We start from the raw sequence: 21680 nt of genomic DNA, 5'->3' as shown, positions 1-21680 counted from the left end.
CTCTACGGCGTTCAAGGTGGCCTGGAAAAGATGTTTGCACGCCCCTTGACGCCTGGATTCTTTCGCCACAAAAGTAAGTGGCCCGAGGACGAGCCGCCGCAGACGAGGGAGTCTCCCGATGACCATCGCCTCCAGCAGCCCCCCGTCGCGTCTGCCCCTGGGCAGCGCCGAGGGAGCAGCGACGAAACCCAGGACGCGGAAGGCGCGGGCCCGCGAGGGCGGGGGCGACGGACGGCTCGCCGCGGTGTTCATCGCACCGGCCCTGCTGGGCTTCCTGGTCTTCCTGCTCTGGCCGACGCTGCGGGGCATCTACCTGAGCTTCACCCGCTTCAACCTGCTGACCCCTGCGGAGTGGGTGGGCCTCGACAACTACACGCGGATGGTCCACGACCCCATCTTCTGGGACTCGTTGAAGGTGACCGTCGAGTACGTGTTCATCAACATCGGCATCCAGACGGTCTCGGCGCTCGCGATAGCCGTCCTCCTGCAGCGGCTGACGCAGTCGGCGGTGCTGCGCGGGATCGTGCTCACGCCGTATCTGATGTCCAACGTGGTCGCGGGCATCGTCTGGCTGTGGATCCTGGACACCCAGCTCGGCATCGGCAACGAGATCATCGCGGGCCTCGGCTTCGACCGCATCCCGTTCCTGGCCGACGAGACCTGGGCGGTCCCGACGATCGCCCTGATCAATGTGTGGCGGCACGTCGGGTACACCGCGCTGCTGCTGTTCGCCGGGCTCCAGGCCATTCCGAACGACATGTACGAGGCCGCGAAGGTGGACGGCGCGAGCGAGTGGCGGATGTTCTGGCGGATCACCATGCCGCTGCTGCGGCCGGTCCTGGCGGTCGTTCTGATCATGACCGTGATCGGGTCGTTCCAGGTGTTCGACACGGTTGCCGTGACGACCAACGGCGGTCCGGCGAACGCGACCAACGTGCTCCAGTTCTACATCTACGGCGCCGCGTTCGGCCGCTTCCAGTTCGGCTACGCCTCCGCGATGTCGGTGGCCCTGCTGGTCGTCCTGAGCGCGATCACCTTCCTGCAGTACCGGCTCACCCGGGCCGGCCAGACGGATCTCGGCTGAGAGGGGAGACACCGACATGGCTGCTGTGACCACCGCGCCGACCACACCTGCGGCGCCCCGTGTACGTCCTGTCCGACGCCGCCCGTCCCCCGGACGGGTCGTGGCCTGGGTGGCGATGGCCGCGATGATCCTCGTGACCCTGCTGCCGTTCTACTGGATCCTGCGCACCGCGCTGTCCTCGAACGCCGCCCTCGCGGCCCATCCCGGGGACCCGCTGCCGGTGGACTTCACCACCGGCGGCTTCGAGCGGGCGCTGGGCCTGCAGTCCACCGAGGAGGCGATCGCCCAGGGCGGTTCCGGCGGCGGACTGAAGTTCTGGCGCTATCTGATCAACTCGGTCGTCGTCTCGACGCTGATCACCGTCTGCCAGATCTTCTTCTCCGCCATGGCCGCCTACGCCTTCGCCCGGCTGCGGTGGCGCGGACGGGACAAGGTGTTCGGGCTGTTCCTGGCCGGCCTGATGGTCCCGGCCATCTTCACGCTGCTGCCGAACTTCGTGCTCATCAAGCAACTCGGCCTGGTCGACAACCTGTTGGGCATCGCTCTGCCGACGATGTTCATGACGCCGTTCGCGGTGTTCTTCCTGCGCCAGTTCTTCATGAACGTGCCCCGGGAGGTCGAGGAGGCCGCCCTGCTCGACGGCGCCGGCAAGATCAGGATCTTCTTCCGGGTGATGCTGCCGATGGCGTCCACGCCGATCCTCACCCTCGGGGTGCTGACGTACATCACCTCCTGGAACGACTACTTCTGGCCGCTGATGGTGTCCTACAGCGACAGCTCACGCGTGCTCACCGTGGCCCTCGCCATCTTCCGGGCGCAGACCCCGCAGACCGGCTACGACTGGTCCGGCCTGATGGCGGCCACGCTCATCGCGGCCCTCCCGATGCTGGTCCTCTTCGGTGCCTTCGCGCGCCGCATCGTCAGCACCATCAGCTTCACCGGCGTCAAGTAAGGGGACTGGGATGCGAATTCGTACCGTAGTGGCGGCGACCGGAGCCCTGGCCCTGTCCCTGGTGTCCGGGTGCGCGCAGGGCGGCGCGGCCGGGTCGGGCGCGAACACCGTGACGTACTGGCTGTGGGACGCCAACCAGCTGCCCGCCTACCAGGCCTGCGCGAAGGGCTTCGAGAAGGAGAACCCGGGCCTCGACGTCAAGATCACGCAGATGGGCTGGGCCGACTACTGGACCAAGCTCACCGCGAGCTTCATCGCCGGCACGGAGCCGGACGTGTTCACCGACCACATCCAGAAGTTCGGCCAATTCGCCGACCTCAAGGTGCTCGAACCGCTGGACGACCTCGGCATCGACGACTCCTCCTACCAGGCCGGCCTGGGCGCCAACTGGACGGGCCAGGACGGCCATCGCTACGGCGCGCCCAAGGACTGGGACACCGTCGCGCTCTTCTACAACCAGAAGATGGTCAAGGACGCCGGGCTCACGGCCGGCGAGCTCAACACCCTCGTCTGGAACCCGCAGGACGGCGGCACCTTCGAGAAGACCATCGCGCATCTGACCGTCGACAAGAACGGCAAGCGCGGGGACGAGCCCGGCTTCGACAAGAACAACGTCAAGGTGTACGGCCTCGCCACGGGCGGCGCGGGCGACGGCGACGGGCAGACCACCTGGAGCCCGTTCGTCGAATCGGCGGGCTGGCACTACACGGACAAGGCGCGCTGGGGCAACAAGTACCAGTACGACAGCAAGACCTTCCAGTCGGTGATCGACTGGTACTTCGGCCTCGCCAAGAAGGGCTATCTCGCCCCCTTCACCGACTACACCGACGGCGCCAACCCGGCCAACGCCCAGGTCGCCTCGGGCAGGGCTGCGGCCTCCTTCGACGGGGCCTGGATGATCTCGACGTACTACGGCACCAAGGGTCTGAAGGTCGGCACCGCCCCCACACCGACCGGCCCGAGCGGCAAGCGGGCCACGATGATGAACGGCCTCGCCGACTCGGTCACCAAGAACGCCCGTAACAAGGAGGGCGCGAAGAAGTGGGTGCAGTACCTGGCCTCCGACGCGTGCCAGAAGACCGTCGGTGGCTACGGCATCGTCTTCCCGGCCACCCCGTCGGGCACCGAGGCCGCCGTGGCCGCGTACGAGAAGAAGGGCATCGACGTGTCCGCCTTCACCGAACCGGTCACCGACAAGAAGGACTCCGCGACCTTCTCCTTCCCGATCACCGACTACGCGGCGGACGTGTACGCCCTCATGCGCCCGGCCATGCAGGACGTCTTCGCCAACGGGGCCCCCGTGAGCGGCCTGACCGAAACCAACGACCAGATCAACTTCATCCTCGGCCAGTGAAAGGCACTTACTCCATGACGTTCTCCCTCGGCATCGTCGGCGCCGGGCAGTTCTCGGGCCAGTTCGCGAAACTGTTCCTGGCCCATCCCGGCGTCAACGACGTCTACGTCACCGATCTCCTCCCGGAAAGGGCCGAACAACTCTCCGCCGCCGAAGGCCTGTCGGGCACCTTCCCCTCGTACGAGGCGATGCTGGAGTCGAAGGCGGTCGACGCGGTCGCGATCTTCACCCAGCGCTGGACGCACGGCCCGCTGGTGGTGCAGGGCCTCAACGCCGGCAAGCACGTGTACTCCGCGGTCCCCATGGCCATCACCACACAGGAGATCGCGGCGATCATCGACGCGGTCCGGGCGACCGGCCTGACGTACATGATGGGCGAGACCAGCCAGTACAACCCGGCGACCGTGCACGCCCGCAACCAGATCGCGGAGGGCTCCTTCGGGCGGATCTTCTACGCCGAGGGCGACTACGTCCACGACATGGACCTGGGGTTCTACGAGGCGTACCAGTACAGCGGCGGCGAGAACTGGAAGGCGACCGCCAGCTATCCCCCGCTGCTGTACCCGACGCACTCGGTGGGCGGTGTGCTCGGCGCCTGGCAGACGCACGCGGTGAGCGTGTCGGCGATCGGCGTGGTCGACGACCGGGGCGACGGCGTCTTCGACAAGGAGGTCAGCCAGTTCGGCAACGACATCTCCAACGCCACCGCGCTGTTCGAGGTGGCGGGCGGCGGATCGTTCCGTACCAACGAGTTCCGACGGGTGGGCTACCCCTCCCACATCCGTGAGTCCCGTTTCCGCTTCTTCGGCACGGAGGGGAGCATGGAGCAGCTCGCCACCTTCGCGCTGTGGCAGGACAAGAACGGGGTGAAGGACATCAGCGAACTGCTGGAACCCAAGCCCACCCTGTCTCCTGACGACCCGTCACTCCAGCACATCGCACCGGATCTGCGGGCCGCCTTCACCTCCGGCTCGGCCCCCGTGCACGACCGGTCCCGACTGCCCCGGGAGTTCGACAACCTGCACAACGGGCACGAGGGCAGCCACCACTTCCTCGTGGACGACTTCGTCACCGCGGTCAACACCCGGACCCTGCCGTCGGTGAACGCGTGGGTGGCGGCCCGCTACACCCTGCCGGGCATCGTCGCGCACGACTCCGCGCGGCAGGGCGGGGCGCGGCTGGAGATCCCGGACTTCGGGGACGCGCCGCAGGAGTGAGCGGCCGCCTTCAACCGGGCGGTGTCCGCGGTTCGCCGATGCCCGCGTCGCGGGCCCGGGCCACGGCTGCCGCCCGATCGGAGACATGGAGTTTGTCGAGGATGGCCGACACGTGGTTGCGGACCGTCTTCTCGGCGATGAACAGGCGCCCGGCGATCTGGTGATTGCCCAGTCCGAGGGCGACCAGGTCCAGCACCTCCCGTTCCCGCTCGGTCAGTTGAGGGAAGACCTGTGCGGCGAAGTCGCGGTGCGCGCCGGTGAAGAAGTCGACGATCCGACGCGCCACCGCCCCGCCGTACACCGCGTCCCCGCGGCGACGGTGAACACCGCGCGGACGATCTCCGTGGCATCGGCGTCCTTGAGGAGATACCCGCGAGCCCCCGCCCGCAGCGCCCCGAACAGTGCCTGGTCGTCCTCGTGCATCGTCAGCACCAGCACACCGAGGGCGGGGTGGCGGGCCAGCACGGCGCGGGTGGCCAAGGTGCCGTCGAGGCCGGGCATGGCCAGGTCGGTCACCACGACGTCGGGGGCCGTGCGGTCGACGGCCGCCAGCAGGTCGTCGCCGTTCGCGGCCTCGGCGACGACGTCGACGTCCTCGCTCGTGGCGAGCACGGCGGCGAGGCCGTAGCGGTACATGGGGTGGTCGTCGGCGATGACGACACGGACGGTACGGCTCATCGGTCCTCCCCCGGCGCACACGGTGTCCTGGCTCGGGCGGCCGGACCTCCCGGGCCCGACGGGACATGCGCCTCAGGCCGACGGACGGGTTCGGGGCGAGCATGGCGCGTACTCCGCACCCGGCCCATGGCCCGAACCAAGGGAACCCCATGTCGACGAACCCGTCCCAGCCCCCGGTCATCTCCGGGGTGGCGGCCCTGCTGGCCGTGATTCCGCCCCTTCTGTCCCTCTCGGTCGGCTTCGTGCTGCACACCCAGGACGCCGAACGGGTCGCCCAGGTCGCCGCGGGCGTGATCGCGGTCGTCACCGCCGGCCTGCCCGTGTTGCAGCGTTCGACCAGCGCCGACTGCCGACGTGCCGCCGGACCTCCGGGCCCGGTGACGCACCTGTTGGGTCCACGCCCCAGGGTCGTGCCGAGCCCGACCACCGTCGTCCTCACCATCGTGTTGGGAGTCGGTGTGTTCTGGCTCCTCGACCTGCTCACCACCTGGGTGGGGCTGGGCAGTCTCGGCTACTGGAGCGGCGAGTACCCCAGCGACCCGTCGGCGGTCTACCGCACGGTGGTGCTCCGGGCCCTCGTGGTCCTCGTGCCGGCCATCTTCGTCGTCGCCGTCGCCATGGCCCACCGCCTGCACGACCTCGCGGGACGCGCGCTGCTGATCACCAGCGTGCTGTTCACCATCGCGGTGCTCGCCACCAACGCGGTGTTGCTGCGGCACTGGGACAGCGAGCCGATGGCGGAGGACGTGTACGTGCCCCTCGTGCTCGGTGCGATCGCCTGGGTGGTCTGTCTGGCGGGGCGTCGGTACGCGGTGCGTACACAGGAGCTGTTCGATCTCATGCAGGCGGTCGGGGTGGAGTGGCGGCGGGCCGAGGCGGACCGGAGGCCCTGACCACCGCCCGTGGGGCGTCGCCCGCACCGGTGGACGGTGCGGGCGACGCCCTGTGCCGGCTCTCACCCCCTTGCTCCGCGCGGCCACACATACGGCAGGGCCACGTCGGCGCGTACGAGCCCGTATCCGGTCGCGTCGTCCGGGCCCTCGTCCGCCCTGCCGCCCGTCCGCGCGTTGCTCGCGCCCTTGACCACGTCGCGGGCGCTGCGCTGCAGGACCTCGCGGATGCCGTTCGGCGTCAGCGAGGGGTCGGCCTGCCGCAACAGAGCGCAGACGCCGGCCACTTGGGGGGCCGCGGCGGAGGTACCGCTGGCGACGACCCAGCCGTCCTCAGGACCGGTACCGTCCCCGGTCCGGTCGGGCGGCTGGGCACGGCGCCGGTCGATGGCGGAGCCGGGCGGTGCGGGGAGCATGATGTAGCTGGCGCCTGGCTGCATGCCCACCAGGCCGCACACATCGGGAACGACGCGTCCCGGATAGATGCCGCTGGTGTACCCGCTCGCGTAGTCGGACGCCTCGGCCTCCCCGTCGTCGTCGAAGTGGACACCGCCGACCGAGATGACGTCGGGATGCTGGCCCGGGAAGGCGTGGTGGCCGTTGCCCGCCGCGCAGACGACCACGATGCCGGCCCTGACGGCGAGGGCGATCGACTCGGCCAGCACCTGGTCGGCGGCGGTGAAGTCCTGCTGGTACTTGACCTGGTAGCCGAGGCTGATGCTGATGATGTGGGGCCGATCCTGCTGGTTCACCGCGGTGTCGAAGGCCGCGATCAGGTTGGTGCGCCCGGCTTTCACCATGGTGAACGTGATGCCGGGTGCCACCGCGAACACGTTCGCCGATTCGCAGGTGCCGTGCCCGTCCTCGTCGACAGCGGTGTCGCCGGACTCGGGGCCCGCGACGACGGTGCCCTCGAACTTCTCCCTGACGAAATACGGGTGCCGCTCCCACCCGGTGTCCAGCACGCTCAGCCGGCGTTCCGCGAGGCGGTCGCGCTCCGCGTCGAGGAGTGGACTGGTCATGCCCTCGCAGAGCCCCCCGTGCCACAGGCTCAGAGTCGGTGGCACGCATGACTTCAAGGAGCCCCCGACCCCCGTGTCCGTCCCGCTGAACGGCAATCCCGACTATGAGCGCGAGATCGTCCTGTCGTCGCTCCAGGCCGGGCGCACCTACTCGCTCGTCGCCTCGCTGGCGTACCGCAACCCCGCGGGCACGCCCGCGGCGCTGGGCGGCTATGTGAGCGTCGGCACGGTGAACGTGCTGCTCTGACCACCATCCCGGGGGAGTCCGCGTCCCGCCCCGCCGCATCGGCCGGGCGGGACGCGGGCGTTCGGCTCAGGTGCCGGGCTTGCGCCCGTAGACGTAGACGTCGTCGCCCTTCTTCAGCAGCGACCAGTACTTCTTGGCGGTCGTCTTGGTCATATTGACGCAGCCGTGGGAGCCCGGCGGGTTCCACATGCTGAGGTTGACCGAGTGGAAGGCCTGGCCGCCGTCGAAGAACTGGCTGTAGGGCATGGGCACGTCGTAGATGTTCGAGACGTGGTCGATGTCGCGCCAGTAGATCTTCTTCAGACCGGTGCGGGTCTCGTAGCCGTTGCGGCCGGTGCGGACGGGCACCGGACCGTACACGAGGGTGTTCCCGTCCTGGATCCAGCTGAGCTGGAGCGTGAGGTTGACGCAGGCGATACGGCCCTTGTTCACCGGGCACTTGCCGTCCTTGTTGGGCTTGTTCCCGACGGCCTTCTGCTTGTTCATCAGGTCCATCACGCCCCAGGTGACTGGGCCCGCGTAGCCGGCGTTCGGCGTGATGCCGTGCTTGTTCTGGAAGGCCTGGATGGCCTTGCAGTCGGCGGCGGACTGCTTGCCGTCGACGGGGCGGCCGAGGAACTTCTCGACCTGCTTCTGGTACGGCCCGGTCTGTGTGGTGCAGGCGGTGGCCGCCTGCGCGGGCGCGGTGCCCAACGTGAGGGTGAGTGGTGCGATCAGTCCGGTGATTCCGAGGGCGATGGCCCCTCGTCTGCGTATGTCCCCCATGGCGGGCCCCTTCGTCGGGCGTGTGATGTCCTGTGATCTGCCTGCTAGACAGGTGCGCGGGGGCTGCGGTTGTACGCCGGCTCAGGCTGTGACGAAACGGTGAACTTCCCGCTCGGAGCAGCGGCCCAGCAGGTGTACCGCGCGGCTGAGGACGTCCGGTGTCGCCGTGAACGGCAGGCGCAGGTGGTGGGTGAGCGTGCTGCGGTCGGCGGCGAAGTGCGGGCCGGGTGTCACCGCCAGGCCCAGGCGGGCGGCCCGGGCCGCTAGGTCCGTCGCCGACGTGGTCGGGCCGAGGTGCGGCCACAGCGACAGACCGCCCTGCGGGATCGTGTACGTCCATCCCGTGCCGTCGAGGAGTTCGGCGAGGTGGTCGCGCTGGGCGCGCAGTCTGGCCCGGCGGTCGGCGAGCATCTCGTCCAGTCCGTCGCCGAGCAGTTCGGCGGCGATGAGCTGTTCCAGGGGTGGTGGCGACAGCTGTGCCTGGAGGGGGCTCTGCCGCAGGTGACGTACGAGATCGGCGGTGGCGCGGATCCAGCCGACCCGCAGCCCGCTCCACACGGTCTTGCTCGCCGAGCCGATCTGGATCACCCGGGGCCCTGCCAGATGCGGTTCGGTGCCAGGCGCTGCCCTCAGGTCGAGGTCGCGCATGGTCTCGTCGGCGATGACCGTGAGCGGGAGGCCGGCGATCCCGGCGCGGGTCGCGGCGTCCATGTGGGCGCCGGTGGGGTTCTGGAAGTCGGGGATCAGATAGGCGAGTCGGGGGTTGCGGGTGCGTACGGCGGTCGCGAGGTGGGCGGTGTCCCATTCGACGATCTGCGGGCCATCGCCGCGCTCCGGGAACGGCACGACTTCTGGCTGCACGTGGACGCCGCGTTCGGCGGCTTCGCCGCGCTCTCCCCGTCGTACGCCGGTCTCGTCGACGGTCTCGACGGCGCCGACTCGGTCTGTGTCGACCTGCACAAGTGGCTCAACGTGCCCTATGACGCGGCCGTCCAGTTCACCCGCCGCCGGGATCTTCAGGTGGCGGTCTTCCACAACGCGTCGCCGTACCTCGGACTCCCGGTCGGCGAGCCCGACTTCGTGCATCTCACGCCCGAGAACTCGCGGCGGCTGCGGGCCCTTCCGGCGTGGTTCTCGCTCATGGCGTACGGCCGTGACGGGCATCGCGAGATCGTCGAGCGGAACGTGGCACTGGCCCGGGAGCTCGGCGAGCGCGTCGCCGCGACGGACGGGCTGCGGCTGCTCGCCCCGGTCCGGCTGAACGTCGTCTGCTTCACCCTGGCCGACGATCCGACGCAGGAGCGGGTCGACGCGCTGGCGCGGGCCGTGGCGGCCACCGGCGAGGCGTTCGTGACGCCGACCGTGTACGACGGGACTCCCGGGCTGCGGGCGGCGTTCAGCAACTGGCGTACGTCCGCGGCCGACGTGGACCGGATCAGCGGGGCTGTGGCGCGGGCGCTGTGACCAGGGCGTACCGCGGGAGTTCGCGTCGGGTGCGGACCGGGGAGAGGAAGACCGGCAGGAAGGCCGCCGTCATCAGCGCCCCGCCCACCCACAACGTGGCGCGTACGCCGACGAGTTCGCCGAGCACGCCCGACACGGCGGCGCCGATCGCGAGCGCTCCGGTCAGGACGAAGCGATAGGTGGCGTTCATACGGCCGAGGAGCTCGTCCGACGTCATCCGCTGACGCAGGCTGACGCCGAGGACGTTGTCCGTGCCGGTCTTGAACAGGACCAGGGTCCATCCCAGGCCCGCGATCCACAGCCACGGTCCGCGGTCGATGAGCGGTACGAGCAGGGCGGCGGGCGCCAGGATCGCGCCGACCACTCCGAGGGTACGGCCGTGGCCCAGGCGTGCGGCGAGGGGGCGGGCGCAGCGGGCGCCGAGCAGCAGGCCCAGTCCGCCCGCGGCCCAGAAGAGGCCCAACGCGCTTGCGGGTAGGCCGAGTTCGCGGACGAACAGGATGGGGAGCATGGTGTTCACGACCTGCATGCCCAGGTTGATGAGGGCGGCGGTGAGGGCGAGGGCGCGCAGTTCCGGGTTGCCGAAGACGTGCCGGAGGCCTTCGGCGATCTCCGCCTTCAGTGTGGTCTTCCGGTTCCGGCCCCGGGGACTCTCCGCGCCCCGGATCATGGTGAGTTGGAGGGCGGAGGCCAGATAGGTCACCGCGGCGCACACGACGGCCACCGGAGCGGTGAGGAACTGGACCAGGGCGCCGCCCGCGCCGCGGCCCGCGACATTGCCCACCGCCTGCAGGCCGACCAGGGCGGCGTTCGCGGGTACGAGGGCCTCGCGGCCGACCAGGAGGGGCAGGGTGCTCTGGGAGGCGACGTCGAAGAAGACGGTCGCGGCGCCGTTCAGCAGGACGACGGCGTACAGCTGGCCGAGGGTGAGGGTGTCCGTCCACCAGGCGAGCGGGACGGAGGCGTACAGGACCGCGCGGGCCAGGTCCGCCGCGATCAGCACCCGGCGGTGCCGCATCCGGTCTACCCAGGCCCCGGCGGGCAGCCCGAGGAGCAGGAACGCCAGCGTGCTGAGGGTGGCCAGCGCACCGACCTGTCCGGGTCCGGCGTCCAGTGCGGTGACGGCGAGCAGGGGGACGGCGACGTAGCTGACGTTCGTTCCGAGCTGGCTGAGGGTGCTCGCGGCGAAGAGGACGCGGAAGTCGGCGGTACGCCAAGGGGAGCGAGGCAGGGAGTCGGGCTGGGTGTCGGGCACACGAGAACGCTGCCCGACACCGTCCAGGAAGGACAAGTGAAAAGATCTACAGCAATTGTTAAGCGTTCCTGCGCAGTTGACGGAACCCGGAGTCGACCGCGGTGATCCCGCCGTCGACGGGCAGGGTGACTCCGGTGATCCAGGACGCATCGCGGGAGGCGAGGAAGAGGATGGCGGCAGCGATGTCCTCGGGTTCACCGACGCGGCCCAGGGGATAGAGCTCGCGCGCTCTTGCCAGGTCCTCCTCGCGGCCCTCCCAGGCGGTGGTGCGGACGGTGCCGGGGGCGACCAGGTTGACGCGGACGCCACGGGAGGCGGCATGTCCGGCGAGGGTGCGGGTCAGGGAGCCGAGGCCGGCCTTGGCGGCGCTGTAGGCGTGGTTGCCGAAGTCGGTCAGGCCGTTGACGGAGCCGATGTTGACGATCGCGCCGTGGCCGGAGGCGGCCAGGTGCGGGAGGGCGGCACGGCAGCAGCGGTAGGCGCCGGTGAGGGTGATGTCGAGGTCGCGCGCCCACTCGTCGTCCGGTTCGTCCTCGAAGAGCGCGGCGTCCGGGGTGCAGTGACAGGCGTTGTTGACCAGGACGTCCAGCGAGCCGAAGGTGTCGACGGCATGCCCGACGGCCGCCTCCACGTCGGCCCGGTCCCCCACGTCGCACCCGAACGCCCTGGCCACCAGGCCCTGTTCGCGCAGGCTCTCCGCGGTCTTCTCGGCCGCGGCCACGTCGATGTCGGTCACCAGCACCCGCGCCCCCTCCTGCGCGAACCGCCGCGCGGTCGCGGCGCCGATGCCGCGGGCCGCGCCGGTGATGAGAACCCCGTACCCCTCGAAGCGTGTTGTGTCCGTCATGGGATCGCACCGTAGTGCCCTGTCGATCAACTGGGCAGATAGCGTGCGCCCATGTCCGCGTTCATACTTGGCGGTCGCCCGCAGCGGGGGCGCCCGCTTCCGCCGCGAGCAGACGGCCCGATGGGAGCAGCGGCGGCTCGCGGTGTACGCCGACCACGCGCGCACGCTGAAGCGGACCCCCACCCTGACGTACCGGGTGGCTGTCCACTTCGGCAACGACCGGCATCCGCATCTCCTCTCCCCCGAGGAAGCCGCGCCGCAGCTGGCCGAGGCTGCACTCGCCCGGGACCCGTCCAGGGAGGCGCTGCTCATGCTGGGGCGTGATCCGGCGGCGTGGCAGGCGTTGATGGAGCGGCAGCGCGCCGGGCGCGCCGGCTACTACACGGCCGTACGCGACGACCTGGCGCTGCCACCGGGCCACTCGGCGCGGTGGCAGCTGCCGTCGGTGCGTCAGCCCTGATCTCAGCGGTAGCCGGTGGTGTCCGCCGGCTTGCCCGCGTCCTGGACCTCGACGACATAGCGCCAGGCGTCCGGGCGGCTGCCGTCGAGGTCGGTGAAGCCGTACGTCCGGGCCAGGCCGCCGCTGGAGAGGGACTGGCCGTTGAAGCGGGCCACGTCGGGGTCGGTGGCGAGGGCGGTGACGGCACGGCCGACGTAACGCGGGGTCTCCGAGATGGCAAAGTGAGGGACGCGGTCGAGGGCGTCGCGCCAGTTGTCCTCGCCCACCCCGAAGTGCTCCAGCATCATCTCCGACCGGAGCCAGCCCGGGGTCAGCGCGACGGCGGTGGCTCCGCGCGGACCGAGTTCGTGGCCGAGGGAGAAGCCCATCCGCAGGACGGACGTCTTGGCGAGGTCGTAGAAGAAGGAGTTGCGGTAGGTCGCGCCGTTGTACTCGGCGGTGCCGTCCGTCATCTCGACGACCAGTCCCCCAGGGTTGCGCAGCAGCAGGGGCAGGGCGTGATGGCTGGTGATCGCGTGGGTCTCGACCGCGAGCCGCAGCAGCCTGAGCCCGTTGTCGAGGTCGTGCTCCCAGACGGGGCTCTCCCACTCGAAGAGGTTCTCGCCGCCCCAGATGTTGTTGACGAGGACGTCGAGACGGCCCTCGGCGTCCGCGATCCGGTCGACGAGCGTGCGGACCTGCGCCGGGTCGAGGTGGTCGGTGGGTACGGCGATACCCGTACCGCCGGCCTCGCTCACCAGGTCGGCGGTGCCCTCGATGGTCTCGGGGCGGTCGTACTCCGAGCGCCGGCCCCGCGTGCTGCGCCCCGTCGCATAGACGGTGGCGCCGGCCGCCCCGAGCTCCACGGCGATCCCTCGCCCGGCTCCTCGGGTCGCTCCGGCGACCAGTGCGACCTTGCCCTTCAGCGGCTGTGACATGTCCGGCCTCCCGTGTTTTCGTCGTCGATTCCACGGTGCCGGGTAAGCCGGACATCTTCTGTCACCTTTTTCGCCGGGTCACCGGGATCTTCTCCGGCGTCACCCGGCCGCGCGCGGCTTCACGGCCACGTGCGGCGCCACGGCCTCGTCAGTGGCCGCGCGCGATCCACTCCTCCAGGTGCGGGGCCTCCGCGCCGATGGTCGTGGCGTCGCCGTGGCCGGTGAGGACCTTCGTCTCCGGCGGCAGGCCGAGCAGCCGGTCGCGGATCGAGTCGACGATCGTGGGGAAGTGCGAGAAGGAGCGGCCGGTGGCGCCGGGGCCGCCCTGGAAGAGGGTGTCGCCGGTGAAGACCGTCGCCAGGCCGGGGTCGTAGAGGCAGACCGCGCCGGGGGCGTGGCCCGGGGTGTGCAGCACCCGCAGGTCGGCGCCGGCCGCCTCGATCACCTGGCCGTCCTGGAGGTGGGCGTCGGGCTCGCGGTCGGGGTGGGTCTGCTTCCACAGCGGCAGATCGTCGGGGTGCAGCCAGATGGCGGCACCGGTGAGGTCGGCCAGGGCGGGCGCGGCGTCGATGTGGTCGTTGTGCGCGTGCGTGCACACGATGGCGGTCACCCGGCGCTCCCCCACGGCGGCGGCGATCGCCTCGGCGTCGTGCGCGGCGTCGATGACGATCACCTCGTGGTCGTCGCCGACGATCCACACGTTGTTGTCGACGTCCCAGGTTCCGCCGTCGAGGCTGAACTGTCCGGACGTCACGAGGCGTTCGATGCGCGCGGTCATCAGAACACCACCACCGAACGCAGGACGTCGCCGCCGTGCATCCGCTCGAAGGCCTTCTCGACCTCGTCGAGCTGGATCGTCTCGGTCACGAACGCCCCGAGGTCCAGGCGGCCTTGCAGGTGCAGGTCGATCAGCATCGGGAAGTCACGGGAGGGCAGGCAGTCGCCGTACCAGGAGGACTTCAGCGCACCGCCACGGCCGAAGACGTCCAGCAGCGGCAACTCCAGCTTCATCTCCGGGGTCGGCACACCCACCAGGACGACGGTGCCGGCGAGGTCACGGCCGTAGAAGGCCTGCTTGTACGTCTCGGGGCGGCCGACCGCCTCGATGACGACGTCGGCGCCGAAGCCGCCGGTCAGCTCACGGATCGCCTCGACCGGGTCGGAGTTCTTGGAGTTCACGGTGTGGGTGGCGCCCATCGAGCGCGCCTTGTCCAGCTTGCGGTCGTCGATGTCGACGGCGATGATCCGCGCCGCACCCGCCAGCCGGGAACCGGCGATCGCCGCGTCGCCCACGCCACCGCAGCCGATCACCGCGACGGTGTCACCTCGTCCGACGTTGCCGGTGTTGATGGCGGCGCCGATCCCGGCCATCACCCCGCACCCCAGCAGCCCGGCCACCTGCGGCGCCACACTCGGGTCCACCTTGGTGCACTGCCCGGCCGCGACCAGCGTCTTCTCCGCGAACGACCCGATTCCCAGAGCGGGCGAGAGCTCCTGTCCGGTCGAGGCGAGTGTCATCTTCTGCGAGGCGTTGTGGGTGTTGAAGCAGTACCACGGGCGCCCCCGCAGACAGGCCCGGCAATTTCCGCACACGGCCCGCCAGTTGAGGATCACGAAGTCGCCGGGGGCGACATCGGTGACGCCCTCGCCGACCGCCTCCACGACACCCGCCGCCTCATGACCGAGCAGGAACGGGAAGTCGTCCGAGATCCCGCCCTGCTTGTAGTGCAGGTCGGTATGACACACCCCGCAGGCCTGCACCTGGACGACCGCTTCCCCGGGGCCGGGGTCGGGCACCAGGATCGTCTCCACCCGGACCGGCTCGTCCTTGCCCGGTGCGATCACGCCGCGAACTTCCTGCGCCATGGTGGTGAACCTTTCCTTCCGCCGGTGTCCGTCTCCTCGACCCTACGTGCAACTGATCAGTAACGGCACGGGAGCGGATCCGTCACCGCAGGAAGCCCCGGACGGCCCGGCCCAGCGCCTCCTCGTCCCGGGTGTCCGCGCCGCCCAGGGCCAGCAGCCGGTGCGGCACATGGACCAGTGTCTCGGCGATCTGCCGGGCCGAGGTCCCCGGAAGGCCCGGCTCGACCAGCACCAGGTCCGCCCGGTCGGCGGCGAGGGCGGCCGTGCGCAGGCCGATCTCGTCGAAGGGCCGGACGGTGGTCGCGTAGAGAACGGCCAGGTCGAGGCCCGTGGTGGCGCGCAGCACCGGGTCGAGGGTGGAGCCGACCGCGAGAACCACGCCGTCGAGGCCTTCCCGGACGAGTTCGAACCCTTCCGTCGCTCCGCGCGGCTCGCTGTTGGAGTCGGCACAGACATGGATGTACGCCCGTTCGCCGCCCGCCACCGCGGCCAGGACGGCTCGGCGCACTTCGGCGGGGTGGCCGGGGACATGCACGGTCCAGCCGGGGGTGGCGGCGAACCTGGTCAGTTCCTCCAGCGCTCCGTAGCCGACGAGGACGGTGCCGCTCGTCGTGGAGTCCGGAAGGGATTCGGCGGCGGCGATCAGCATGTCGGAGTGCACGGGAGACCTCCTGGTGAGGACATTCTTTCGACACGTCAAGAATTCGTTAAAAAGCAAGCCGCGGCGGCCACGCGACTGGCCCGGGCGACCGGTGCCCCGATCGTGGTCGCCGATCGCCTCCAGTGCTTCACCGACCTCGCCACCACGAGCGCCCGCGCGGGTGCCGATGTGCCGGGTGTGTGCCGGTACTGGCTCGGGGACCGCACGTTCGCCGACGGTGACCTGTGCGCGACGGAGGCGACGGACGCCTTGATCGCGCTGGTGGAGCGGCTCGGCGCCCGGCACCGGTCGGTGATCGTCGAGGGTGGCTCGATCTCCCTGCTGCGGGAGCTGGCCGCCCGGCGGACCGAGCTGTCCTGGCGGCTGTCGGTCCGCCTTCTGTCCCCGCCCGGCCGGGACGAGTACGTCGCCGCGCTCGCCCGCCGGGCACGCGAGATGCTCGCCCCGCAGGCTCCGGGCCACAGCCTCCTCGAAGAACTCGCCGCACTGTGGCGCGAGCCTCGGCAGCGGCTGTTCGCGGCCTCCGTCAACGGCTTCGAGGCCGTCCTCGAATGCTGCGCCAAGTACGCGCTGGATGTGGAGTCCCTCGACCGGCAGCCTCTTTCGGAACACGTACGGGATCGGATGGCCGCACTGATCGCCGAACGGCACGCCGAACACGGTTTTCTCCAGCACCGCGTGTTCTCCGAAATTTTCGACAGTCGAATAGCGGGTTTCGGATTCGATGGATTCGAAGGATTCGACGGCGACCCCCTGGAGGGCGCCGCGTGAATGCGATCCGGGAGGACATGGCACTCGCCTCGCACGATTTCGGCCACATCGTCGAATCCCGCCCGCTCGGAGTCGTGACGCCGCGTTCCGGTGGCGCGGTCCGGGAAATCGTCTCCTGCGCCGGTGCACAGGGGTTGCCCGTCGCCGCCCGCGGCTGTGGACACGCCCCGTACGGGCAGGGCCAGGCGCACGGCGGATACGTCGTCGACATGGGCGGACTCGACGAGGTGCGCTGTGTGCCGGGCGACCTGACGCTGGTCGCCGGGGCGGGCGCGACCTGGGGCGAGGTCGTGCGGGTCGCGCTCGCCGAGGGGCTGGTGCCGCCGGTGCTCCCCGACCATCTGGGCGCCATCGTCGGCGGGGTGCTGAGCACCGGCGGGTTCGGCGGGGTCGAGCCACCGCCGAGGACTGGTCGCCGACTGGGTGCGGGAGCTGGAGGTGGTCACCGGCGCCGGCAAGCGGCTGGTCTGCTCGCCAAAGCGGCACGGACCAGCGCAGACTGGCCCGCGACGGCCGGTTCAGCCACGATGCTGCCGTACGAGATCACCCACACAGGGCTCACCGAGCTCGAAGTGGTCGCCGACCTCCACGAACGCAAGGCGCGGATGGCCGAGTCGGGCGACGCGTTCGTGGCGCTGCCGGGCGGTCTGGGCACGGCGGAGGAGCTCCTGGAGGCGTTGGCCTGGGCCCAGTTGGGCCTGCACCGCAAGCCGTGCCTCCTGCTCGATCCGTCCGGTTTCTACCGGCCGCTGCTGTCCTTCCTGGAGCACGCCGGGGACGAGGGTTTTCTGCGTCCCGGGGATCTGGAGCGGATCGTGGTGTGCCGGTCGGCCGAGGAGGTGCTCGCGCGGCTGGCGAGCCCGCCGATGGCCGACGCTCCGGTGCGGGTGCCGCGGGGCCGGACCGCGTTCCTGTTCTCGGCGGCCGGCTCGCAGCAGCCGCAGATGGGACGCGAACTCCATGCCACGTCACCGGTGTTCGCCGAGACCCTCGACGAGGTGTGCGGCCTGCTCACCCCCTACCTCGACCTGCCGCTGCGGGACGTGATGTTCGCCCAGGCCGGGACGCGCACCGCGGCGCTGCTCGACCGGATGGCGTACGGCTTTCCGGCGATCTTCGCGCTCCAGGTCGCCCAGTACCGGCTGCTGGAGAGCCAGGGGCTGCGCCCCGACGTGGTGTTCGGGTACTCGGCCGGGCACATGGCGGCGGCGCACTCGGCGGGGGTGTTCTCGCTGGCGGACGCCTGTCGTGCGGTCGGCACGCTGTCGCGGCTGGTGCGGACCCTGCCGGAGGGCGGATGCATGGCCGCGGTGGAGGCGGGTCCGCAGGAACTGCGCCTGGGGCCGGGCGCGGTGGTCGCGGCGGTCAACGAGCCCCGGTCCGTCGTCGTGGCCGGGGACCGCGAGGCGGTGACGGCCCTGTGCGCGCAGTGGTCGGCCCGCGGCCGCCGCACCCATGTGCTGCGCGTGGACGCGGCTCCCCACTCCCCGCTCTTCGAGCCCCTCCTCGCCGACTACCACCGCACCCTGCTCACGATGGAGCTCCACGTCCCCCGCATCCCACTGGTGTCCGACACCACGGCCGAACCGGTCACCAGGACGGCCACCGAACCCGGCTACTGGGTACGCGCCCTGCGTCGGCCCGTCCGCTTCGCGGACGCGGTCGCCCGGCTGCACGCCGAGGGCACGACCACCTACGTCGAGCTGGGACCGGGCGAGGTCCTGACCGGCATGCTCGACGCCTGTCTGCCCCGCGGGGCCGGCCGTCCCCTGCTCCTCTCCGTGACCCGGAACTGGCGAGCCCTGCGCAAGGAGACGGACGTAGCCTGAAGGCTCCGCCCGACCCGCAAGGAGCCCCGTGAGCATCGCCGCGACCGAGCAGGCCCCGCCCACCTGGCGGCTGCTCCTCGGATACGTCCGACCCCACCGCTGGGCCCTGCTGGCGGGCGCCCTGCTCTCGCTGGTCACGGGCGCCACCGGGCTGCTGCTGCCGCTCGTGGCACGGGAGTTGATCGACGACCTCTCCCACGACCGCACCATCACGGGCGCGTTGCTCGTCATGTCCGGCCTGGTGGTGACCAACGCGGCGGTGGGCGCGCTGGGTTCGTACGTGCTGCGGCGCACCGCCGAGTCGGTCGTGCTCGGCGCACGGCGCTCGCTGTCGTCGTACCTGCTGCGGCTGCGCATCACGGCCGTGGACCGCAGCGAACCGGGCGACCTGATGGCCCGCATCACCTCGGACACCACGCTGCTGCGCGAGGTCACCACCGACTCCCTCGTCGGCCTCGGCACCGGCGGGCTCACGCTGGTGGCGACGGTGGTCATGATGGGGCTGGTCGATCCGGTGCTGCTGGCCGTCACCCTGGCCGTCATCGCGGGCGCGGGCACGATCCTCGGTGTGATCGTGCCGCGCATCAACAAGGCCAGCCGACAGGCTCAGGACGCGGTCGGTGTGATGGGGGCCTCGCTGGAGCGGATCCTCGGCGCGCTGCGCACGGTGAAGGCGTCCGGCGCGGAGCACCGGGAGGAACGTACGCTGCACGCGGCCGCAGAGGAGTCGTGGCGGCAGAGCGTGCGGGCCGCCAAGTGGTCGGCGGCCGCGGGCAACACGGCGGGGCTGGCGATGCAGATCGCCTTCATCACGGTGCTCGCGGTGGGCGGGGCGCGGGTGGCGACCGAGTCGATCGACATCGGCACGCTGGTCGCGTTCCTGCTGTACGTCTTCTACTTGATGTCACCGATCCAGCAGGTCGTCGGCGCGATCACCCAGTACCAGACGGGCGCCGCGGCCCTCGCCCGTATCCAGGAAGCCCTACGGCTGCCCGCCGAACCCGCCGGTGAGCCCGCCCCGTTGCCCGCCGCCGGCGCGGAGCCCGCGGCCGTCGGCTTCACCGACGTACGGTTCCGCTATGCCGACGACCTCCCCTACGTCCACCACGGTGTGACCTTCTCGGTGCCCGCCCAGGGCATGACGGCGTTCGTCGGCCCTTCCGGTGCCGGGAAGACGACGGTCTTCTCCCTCATCGAGCGGTTCTACGACCCGGAGTCCGGGACGATCACGCTGGACGGCCGGGACCTCGCCGACTGGGAGTTGCCGCAGCTGCGTTCGGCGATCGGCTATGTCGAGCAGGACGCCCCGGTGCTGTCGGGCTCGCTGCGCGACAATCTGCTGCTGGGCAACCCGGACGCGGACGACGCGGCGTTGGCACGGGTCCTGAAGACGACCCGTCTGGACGGCCTGGTGGCCCGTCTGCCCGGCGGAGTCGACACGCTCGTCGGTCACCGCGGCACCAGGCTCTCCGGCGGCGAACGCCAACGCGTCGCCATCGCCCGCGCCCTGCTGCGCCGCCCCCGTCTGCTCCTCCTCGACGAGGCCACCTCGCAGCTGGACGCGGTGAACGAGGCCGCGCTGCGCGACACGGTCGCCGACGTCGCCCGTACGACGACCGTGCTCGTCGTCGCCCACCGTTTGTCCACGGTGACGATGGCCGACCGGATCGTTGTCATGGACGCGGGGCAGGTCCGGGCGGTGGGGACACATCGGGAACTGGTGGCCGCGGACCCGCTGTACGCGGAACTGGCGGCCACGCAGTTCCTGGCGACGGCGGGCTGAATGGGGCGTGCCGCACAAGGCATCTGGCAGGATCCTCGGATGATCCCGCGCCGTCCCACGCATCTTCTGTTCGACTTCTTCGGCACGCTCGTCGACTATTCGCCGAGCCGGACGGAACAGGGCTATCAGCGCTCCCACGCTTTGCTGCGCGAGTTCGGCGGGCAGTGGGGTTACGAGCGGTTCCTGGACGCCTGGTCCGCCACCTCCGTCCGGTTCGACCAGGACAGCGCGGTCGACGACCGCGAGTTCTCCATGGCCGACGTCACGACCGCGTTCCTGGGCGAGGCGCTGCCTCAGGAACCGTCGCCCGGACAGGTGGAGGCCTTCGTCGCGGCCTACCTCGCCGAGTGGAGTGCCGCGGTGCGCCACCCTGCCGGTATCGACGTCCTGCTCAAGGCGTTGAGCTCGGAGTTCCGCCTGGCGGTGGTGTCGAACACGCACAGCCCGACCATGGTGCCCGAGCAGCTGGCCGCGATGGGGGTGCTCGATGCCATGGACGCCGTCGTGCTCTCCGTCGACGTGGGCAGGCGCAAGCCCCACGCGGACATCTACCAGGCGGCGATGCGTCAACTCGGCGTCCCCGCACAGGACGTGTGGTTCATCGGTGACTCCTACGAGGCCGACTACGCCGGTCCGCGCCGCATGGGCATGGAGGCACTCCTGATCGATCCGCAGGACACGGCGTCCGTCCCGCCGCATCATCGGCTGGACTCGGTCTTCGACCTGCCGGACCGCCTCGACCGCGTGACCGGTTGATCCTTCACCGCGAGAAGCCGGACGCCTGTCAGGTCTCCAGCCTCCGCAGCCGCTCCGCATCACCCGTGCGCGGGCACGTGGAGCAGGCCTCTGCCGGGCGGATCGCGTAGAACATGCAGCAGCCGGTGCGGGTGCGCGTGGCATGGCGGGTGCCGTCGTCGCCCACCAGATAGCGGAAGTCGGCGCCGCGGGGATACGGGGGCACGGGGATCGGCAGCACCTCGGTGGCGGCCCTGATCGCGGCGCCCTCCTGGCCCAGCATCCGGCCCAGGTACCAGAGGGCGGAGACGAGGTCGTCGGAGACCATCCCCCACAGGGCGCGGGACCGGCGGCGCGCGACAGGACCGAGGGCGGCGAGCAGGGGGCGCATGTGCTCGGCGAGGGACATGCGCAACTGGGCGCGCAGCTGGTCCTCCTGAGGGAGCGTCAGTACGCCGGGGAGTGCGGCCACGGGGTCGCCGGGCAGACAGGCGAGTTCGGTGCCGGGGGTGATCTCGTACGTTCCTGAGGCGAGGTCGAGACGCAGGTCCTCGGGGCGGATGCGGGGCACCCTCCGTTCCAGGTACCAGGTGCCGCCCATGAGCACTCCGACGGACCAGGCGTAGTCGTGCAGGGCGCGGGAGGCGGCGACATCCGGGCGTACGGCGACTCCGTAGCGGTCGCGGATGCGGGCCGCCTCGGCCTCGACGAACGCGTCCAGCACGGACCGGTCCGACGCCAACCGGTCGGCCGTCACGCCCACTTGACCACCCTCGGCGACTCTCGCGTCCAGCGCTTCGCAGATGCCGGCCAGCCGTCGGTAGACGTCACCGAGGGCTCGGGAGACGCCACCGTCCGGCGTGGTCTTGAGGGCCAGGGACAT

At 70.7% G+C, this 21680-nt stretch carries 23 protein-coding genes and 1 pseudogene; 12 read left to right on the top strand and 12 right to left on the bottom strand.

Going from position 1 to position 21680, the window contains the following annotated elements:
* Nucleotides 1-118 precede the first annotated feature (118 nt).
* Genes OHU89_RS43690 through OHU89_RS43675 form a run of 4 tightly spaced genes read left to right on the top strand, consistent with a single transcriptional unit; the run spans nt 119 to nt 4607 of the window.
* Entirely contained in the window at nt 119-1084 is a 966-nt protein-coding gene (locus tag OHU89_RS43690) for a carbohydrate ABC transporter permease (RefSeq protein WP_405650968.1), read from the top strand.
* Nucleotides 1085-1100: 16 nt separating this feature from the next.
* On the top strand, nt 1101-2036 hold the full coding sequence (locus tag OHU89_RS43685) for a carbohydrate ABC transporter permease (RefSeq protein ID WP_405650966.1): 936 nt from the start codon (nt 1101-1103) through the stop codon (nt 2034-2036).
* Between the two features lie 10 nt (nt 2037-2046).
* Nucleotides 2047-3390 (top strand): ABC transporter substrate-binding protein, encoded by a 1344-nt coding sequence (locus OHU89_RS43680; RefSeq protein WP_405650964.1) that lies wholly within the window; start codon nt 2047-2049, stop codon nt 3388-3390.
* Between the two features lie 14 nt (nt 3391-3404).
* A complete protein-coding gene (locus OHU89_RS43675; protein ID WP_267014062.1) occupies nt 3405-4607 on the top strand; it encodes a Gfo/Idh/MocA family protein in 1203 nt (400 codons plus the stop codon).
* Between the two features lie 10 nt (nt 4608-4617).
* On the opposite strand, the gene OHU89_RS43670 is transcribed toward OHU89_RS43675, so the two are convergent.
* Both OHU89_RS43670 and OHU89_RS43665 read right to left on the bottom strand, forming a co-directional pair.
* Nucleotides 4618-4893 carry a LuxR C-terminal-related transcriptional regulator gene (locus OHU89_RS43670; RefSeq protein ID WP_405650961.1) on the bottom strand — a complete coding sequence of 92 codons (276 nt, stop codon included), beginning with the start codon at nt 4891-4893 and terminating at the stop codon, nt 4618-4620.
* Nucleotides 4821-5285 carry a response regulator transcription factor gene (locus OHU89_RS43665; RefSeq protein ID WP_405650959.1) on the bottom strand — a complete coding sequence of 155 codons (465 nt, stop codon included), beginning with the start codon at nt 5283-5285 and terminating at the stop codon, nt 4821-4823. The genes OHU89_RS43670 and OHU89_RS43665 overlap by 73 nt, the downstream gene beginning before the upstream one ends.
* A 149-nt stretch (nt 5286-5434) precedes the next feature.
* Here OHU89_RS43665 and OHU89_RS43660 point away from each other — a divergent pair, with 149 nt between their 5' ends.
* On the top strand, nt 5435-6178 hold the full coding sequence (locus OHU89_RS43660; protein WP_405650957.1) for a hypothetical protein: 744 nt from the start codon (nt 5435-5437) through the stop codon (nt 6176-6178).
* Nucleotides 6179-6240: 62 nt separating this feature from the next.
* Here the strand turns inward: OHU89_RS43660 and OHU89_RS43655 are convergent, their stop codons facing one another.
* Nucleotides 6241-7197: a S8 family serine peptidase gene (locus OHU89_RS43655; RefSeq protein WP_405650955.1), complete on the bottom strand. Its 957-nt coding sequence runs from the start codon at nt 7195-7197 to the stop codon at nt 6241-6243.
* A gap of 73 nt (nt 7198-7270) precedes the next feature.
* Between OHU89_RS43655 and OHU89_RS43650 the strand changes: the two genes are divergently transcribed.
* Complete coding sequence (locus OHU89_RS43650; protein WP_405650953.1) at nt 7271-7444, top strand: hypothetical protein; 174 nt, start codon at nt 7271-7273, stop codon at nt 7442-7444.
* Nucleotides 7445-7510: 66 nt separating this feature from the next.
* On the opposite strand, the gene OHU89_RS43645 is transcribed toward OHU89_RS43650, so the two are convergent.
* Both OHU89_RS43645 and OHU89_RS43640 read right to left on the bottom strand, forming a co-directional pair.
* On the bottom strand, nt 7511-8209 hold the full coding sequence (locus OHU89_RS43645) for a L,D-transpeptidase (RefSeq protein WP_267014063.1): 699 nt from the start codon (nt 8207-8209) through the stop codon (nt 7511-7513).
* 81 nt (nt 8210-8290) lie between these two features.
* Nucleotides 8291-8857, bottom strand: a complete 567-nt coding sequence (locus OHU89_RS43640; RefSeq protein ID WP_405654916.1) for an aminotransferase class I/II-fold pyridoxal phosphate-dependent enzyme — start codon at nt 8855-8857, stop codon at nt 8291-8293.
* Between the two features lie 147 nt (nt 8858-9004).
* On the opposite strand from OHU89_RS43640, the pseudogene OHU89_RS43635 reads away from it, so the two are divergent.
* Nucleotides 9005-9673: pseudogene (locus tag OHU89_RS43635) on the top strand (pyridoxal phosphate-dependent decarboxylase family protein); the annotation flags it as partial.
* Here the strand turns inward: OHU89_RS43635 and OHU89_RS43630 are convergent.
* Together OHU89_RS43630 and OHU89_RS43625 are read right to left on the bottom strand one after the other, a co-directional pair.
* Nucleotides 9645-10928 carry an MFS transporter gene (locus OHU89_RS43630; protein ID WP_405650950.1) on the bottom strand — a complete coding sequence of 428 codons (1284 nt, stop codon included), beginning with the start codon at nt 10926-10928 and terminating at the stop codon, nt 9645-9647. The pseudogene OHU89_RS43635 and the gene OHU89_RS43630 sit on opposite strands and share 29 nt — an antisense overlap.
* A gap of 58 nt (nt 10929-10986) precedes the next feature.
* The gene (locus tag OHU89_RS43625; RefSeq protein ID WP_405650947.1) at nt 10987-11775 is read right to left on the bottom strand and encodes an SDR family NAD(P)-dependent oxidoreductase; all 789 of its coding nucleotides are present in this window, start codon (nt 11773-11775) and stop codon (nt 10987-10989) included.
* A gap of 67 nt (nt 11776-11842) precedes the next feature.
* On the opposite strand from OHU89_RS43625, the gene OHU89_RS43620 reads away from it, so the two are divergent.
* Complete coding sequence (locus OHU89_RS43620) at nt 11843-12235, top strand: hypothetical protein (protein ID WP_405650945.1); 393 nt, start codon at nt 11843-11845, stop codon at nt 12233-12235.
* A gap of 2 nt (nt 12236-12237) precedes the next feature.
* Here the strand turns inward: OHU89_RS43620 and OHU89_RS43615 are convergent, their stop codons facing one another.
* The 4 genes from OHU89_RS43615 to OHU89_RS43600 form a co-directional block, all read right to left on the bottom strand.
* Nucleotides 12238-13152, bottom strand: a complete 915-nt coding sequence (locus OHU89_RS43615; RefSeq protein WP_405650943.1) for an SDR family oxidoreductase — start codon at nt 13150-13152, stop codon at nt 12238-12240.
* 148 nt (nt 13153-13300) lie between these two features.
* Nucleotides 13301-13930 carry an MBL fold metallo-hydrolase gene (locus OHU89_RS43610; RefSeq protein ID WP_405650941.1) on the bottom strand — a complete coding sequence of 210 codons (630 nt, stop codon included), beginning with the start codon at nt 13928-13930 and terminating at the stop codon, nt 13301-13303.
* Nucleotides 13930-15018 (bottom strand): S-(hydroxymethyl)mycothiol dehydrogenase, encoded by a 1089-nt coding sequence (locus tag OHU89_RS43605; protein WP_405650939.1) that lies wholly within the window; start codon nt 15016-15018, stop codon nt 13930-13932. Before OHU89_RS43605 ends, OHU89_RS43610 begins: the two co-directional genes overlap by 1 nt.
* An 82-nt stretch (nt 15019-15100) precedes the next feature.
* On the bottom strand, nt 15101-15679 hold the full coding sequence (locus OHU89_RS43600; protein ID WP_405650937.1) for a transketolase: 579 nt from the start codon (nt 15677-15679) through the stop codon (nt 15101-15103).
* Between OHU89_RS43600 and OHU89_RS43595 the strand changes: the two genes are divergently transcribed.
* Genes OHU89_RS43595 through OHU89_RS43580 form a run of 4 tightly spaced genes read left to right on the top strand, consistent with a single transcriptional unit; the run spans nt 15674 to nt 20818 of the window.
* Nucleotides 15674-16450 carry an isopentenyl transferase family protein gene (locus tag OHU89_RS43595; RefSeq protein ID WP_405650935.1) on the top strand — a complete coding sequence of 259 codons (777 nt, stop codon included), beginning with the start codon at nt 15674-15676 and terminating at the stop codon, nt 16448-16450. The two genes, OHU89_RS43600 and OHU89_RS43595, sit on opposite strands and share 6 nt — an antisense overlap.
* Entirely contained in the window at nt 16447-18279 is a 1833-nt protein-coding gene (locus OHU89_RS43590) for a TIGR00730 family Rossman fold protein (protein WP_405650933.1), read from the top strand. Before OHU89_RS43595 ends, OHU89_RS43590 begins: the two co-directional genes overlap by 4 nt.
* Nucleotides 18280-18307: 28 nt before the next feature.
* A complete protein-coding gene (locus tag OHU89_RS43585) occupies nt 18308-20062 on the top strand; it encodes an ABC transporter ATP-binding protein (RefSeq protein WP_405650930.1) in 1755 nt (584 codons plus the stop codon).
* A 39-nt stretch (nt 20063-20101) separates the two neighbouring features.
* Nucleotides 20102-20818 carry an HAD family hydrolase gene (locus OHU89_RS43580; protein ID WP_405650928.1) on the top strand — a complete coding sequence of 239 codons (717 nt, stop codon included), beginning with the start codon at nt 20102-20104 and terminating at the stop codon, nt 20816-20818.
* Between the two features lie 28 nt (nt 20819-20846).
* Here the strand turns inward: OHU89_RS43580 and OHU89_RS43575 are convergent, their stop codons facing one another.
* Complete coding sequence (locus tag OHU89_RS43575; protein WP_405650926.1) at nt 20847-21680, bottom strand: (2Fe-2S)-binding protein; 834 nt, start codon at nt 21678-21680, stop codon at nt 20847-20849.

This window comes from Streptomyces sp. NBC_00019 (assembly GCF_045041015.1).
Taxonomy (GTDB): domain Bacteria; phylum Actinomycetota; class Actinomycetes; order Streptomycetales; family Streptomycetaceae; genus Streptomyces.
This window is presented reverse-complemented; position numbering and strand designations above follow the sequence as displayed.

Bases quoted from the DNA above. Each gene is read 5' to 3' on its own strand.
- OHU89_RS43640 (WP_405654916.1), bottom strand. From the start codon at position 8,857: ATGCGCGACCTCGACCTGAGGGCAGCGCCTGGCACCGAACCGCATCTG.
- OHU89_RS43680 (WP_405650964.1), top strand. From the start codon at position 2,047: ATGCGAATTCGTACCGTAGTGGCGGCGACCGGAGCCCTGGCCCTGTCC.
- OHU89_RS43665 (WP_405650959.1), bottom strand. From the start codon at position 5,285: ATGAGCCGTACCGTCCGTGTCGTCATCGCCGACGACCACCCCATGTAC.
- OHU89_RS43645 (WP_267014063.1), bottom strand. From the start codon at position 8,209: ATGGGGGACATACGCAGACGAGGGGCCATCGCCCTCGGAATCACCGGA.
- OHU89_RS43580 (WP_405650928.1), top strand. From the start codon at position 20,102: ATGATCCCGCGCCGTCCCACGCATCTTCTGTTCGACTTCTTCGGCACG.
- OHU89_RS43685 (WP_405650966.1), top strand. From the start codon at position 1,101: ATGGCTGCTGTGACCACCGCGCCGACCACACCTGCGGCGCCCCGTGTA.
- OHU89_RS43575 (WP_405650926.1), bottom strand. From the start codon at position 21,680: ATGTCCCTGGCCCTCAAGACCACGCCGGACGGTGGCGTCTCCCGAGCC.
- OHU89_RS43690 (WP_405650968.1), top strand. From the start codon at position 119: ATGACCATCGCCTCCAGCAGCCCCCCGTCGCGTCTGCCCCTGGGCAGC.
- OHU89_RS43660 (WP_405650957.1), top strand. From the start codon at position 5,435: ATGTCGACGAACCCGTCCCAGCCCCCGGTCATCTCCGGGGTGGCGGCC.
- OHU89_RS43615 (WP_405650943.1), bottom strand. From the start codon at position 13,152: ATGTCACAGCCGCTGAAGGGCAAGGTCGCACTGGTCGCCGGAGCGACC.
- OHU89_RS43610 (WP_405650941.1), bottom strand. From the start codon at position 13,930: ATGACCGCGCGCATCGAACGCCTCGTGACGTCCGGACAGTTCAGCCTC.
- OHU89_RS43605 (WP_405650939.1), bottom strand. From the start codon at position 15,018: ATGGCGCAGGAAGTTCGCGGCGTGATCGCACCGGGCAAGGACGAGCCG.
- OHU89_RS43655 (WP_405650955.1), bottom strand. From the start codon at position 7,197: ATGACCAGTCCACTCCTCGACGCGGAGCGCGACCGCCTCGCGGAACGC.
- OHU89_RS43675 (WP_267014062.1), top strand. From the start codon at position 3,405: ATGACGTTCTCCCTCGGCATCGTCGGCGCCGGGCAGTTCTCGGGCCAG.
- OHU89_RS43625 (WP_405650947.1), bottom strand. From the start codon at position 11,775: ATGACGGACACAACACGCTTCGAGGGGTACGGGGTTCTCATCACCGGC.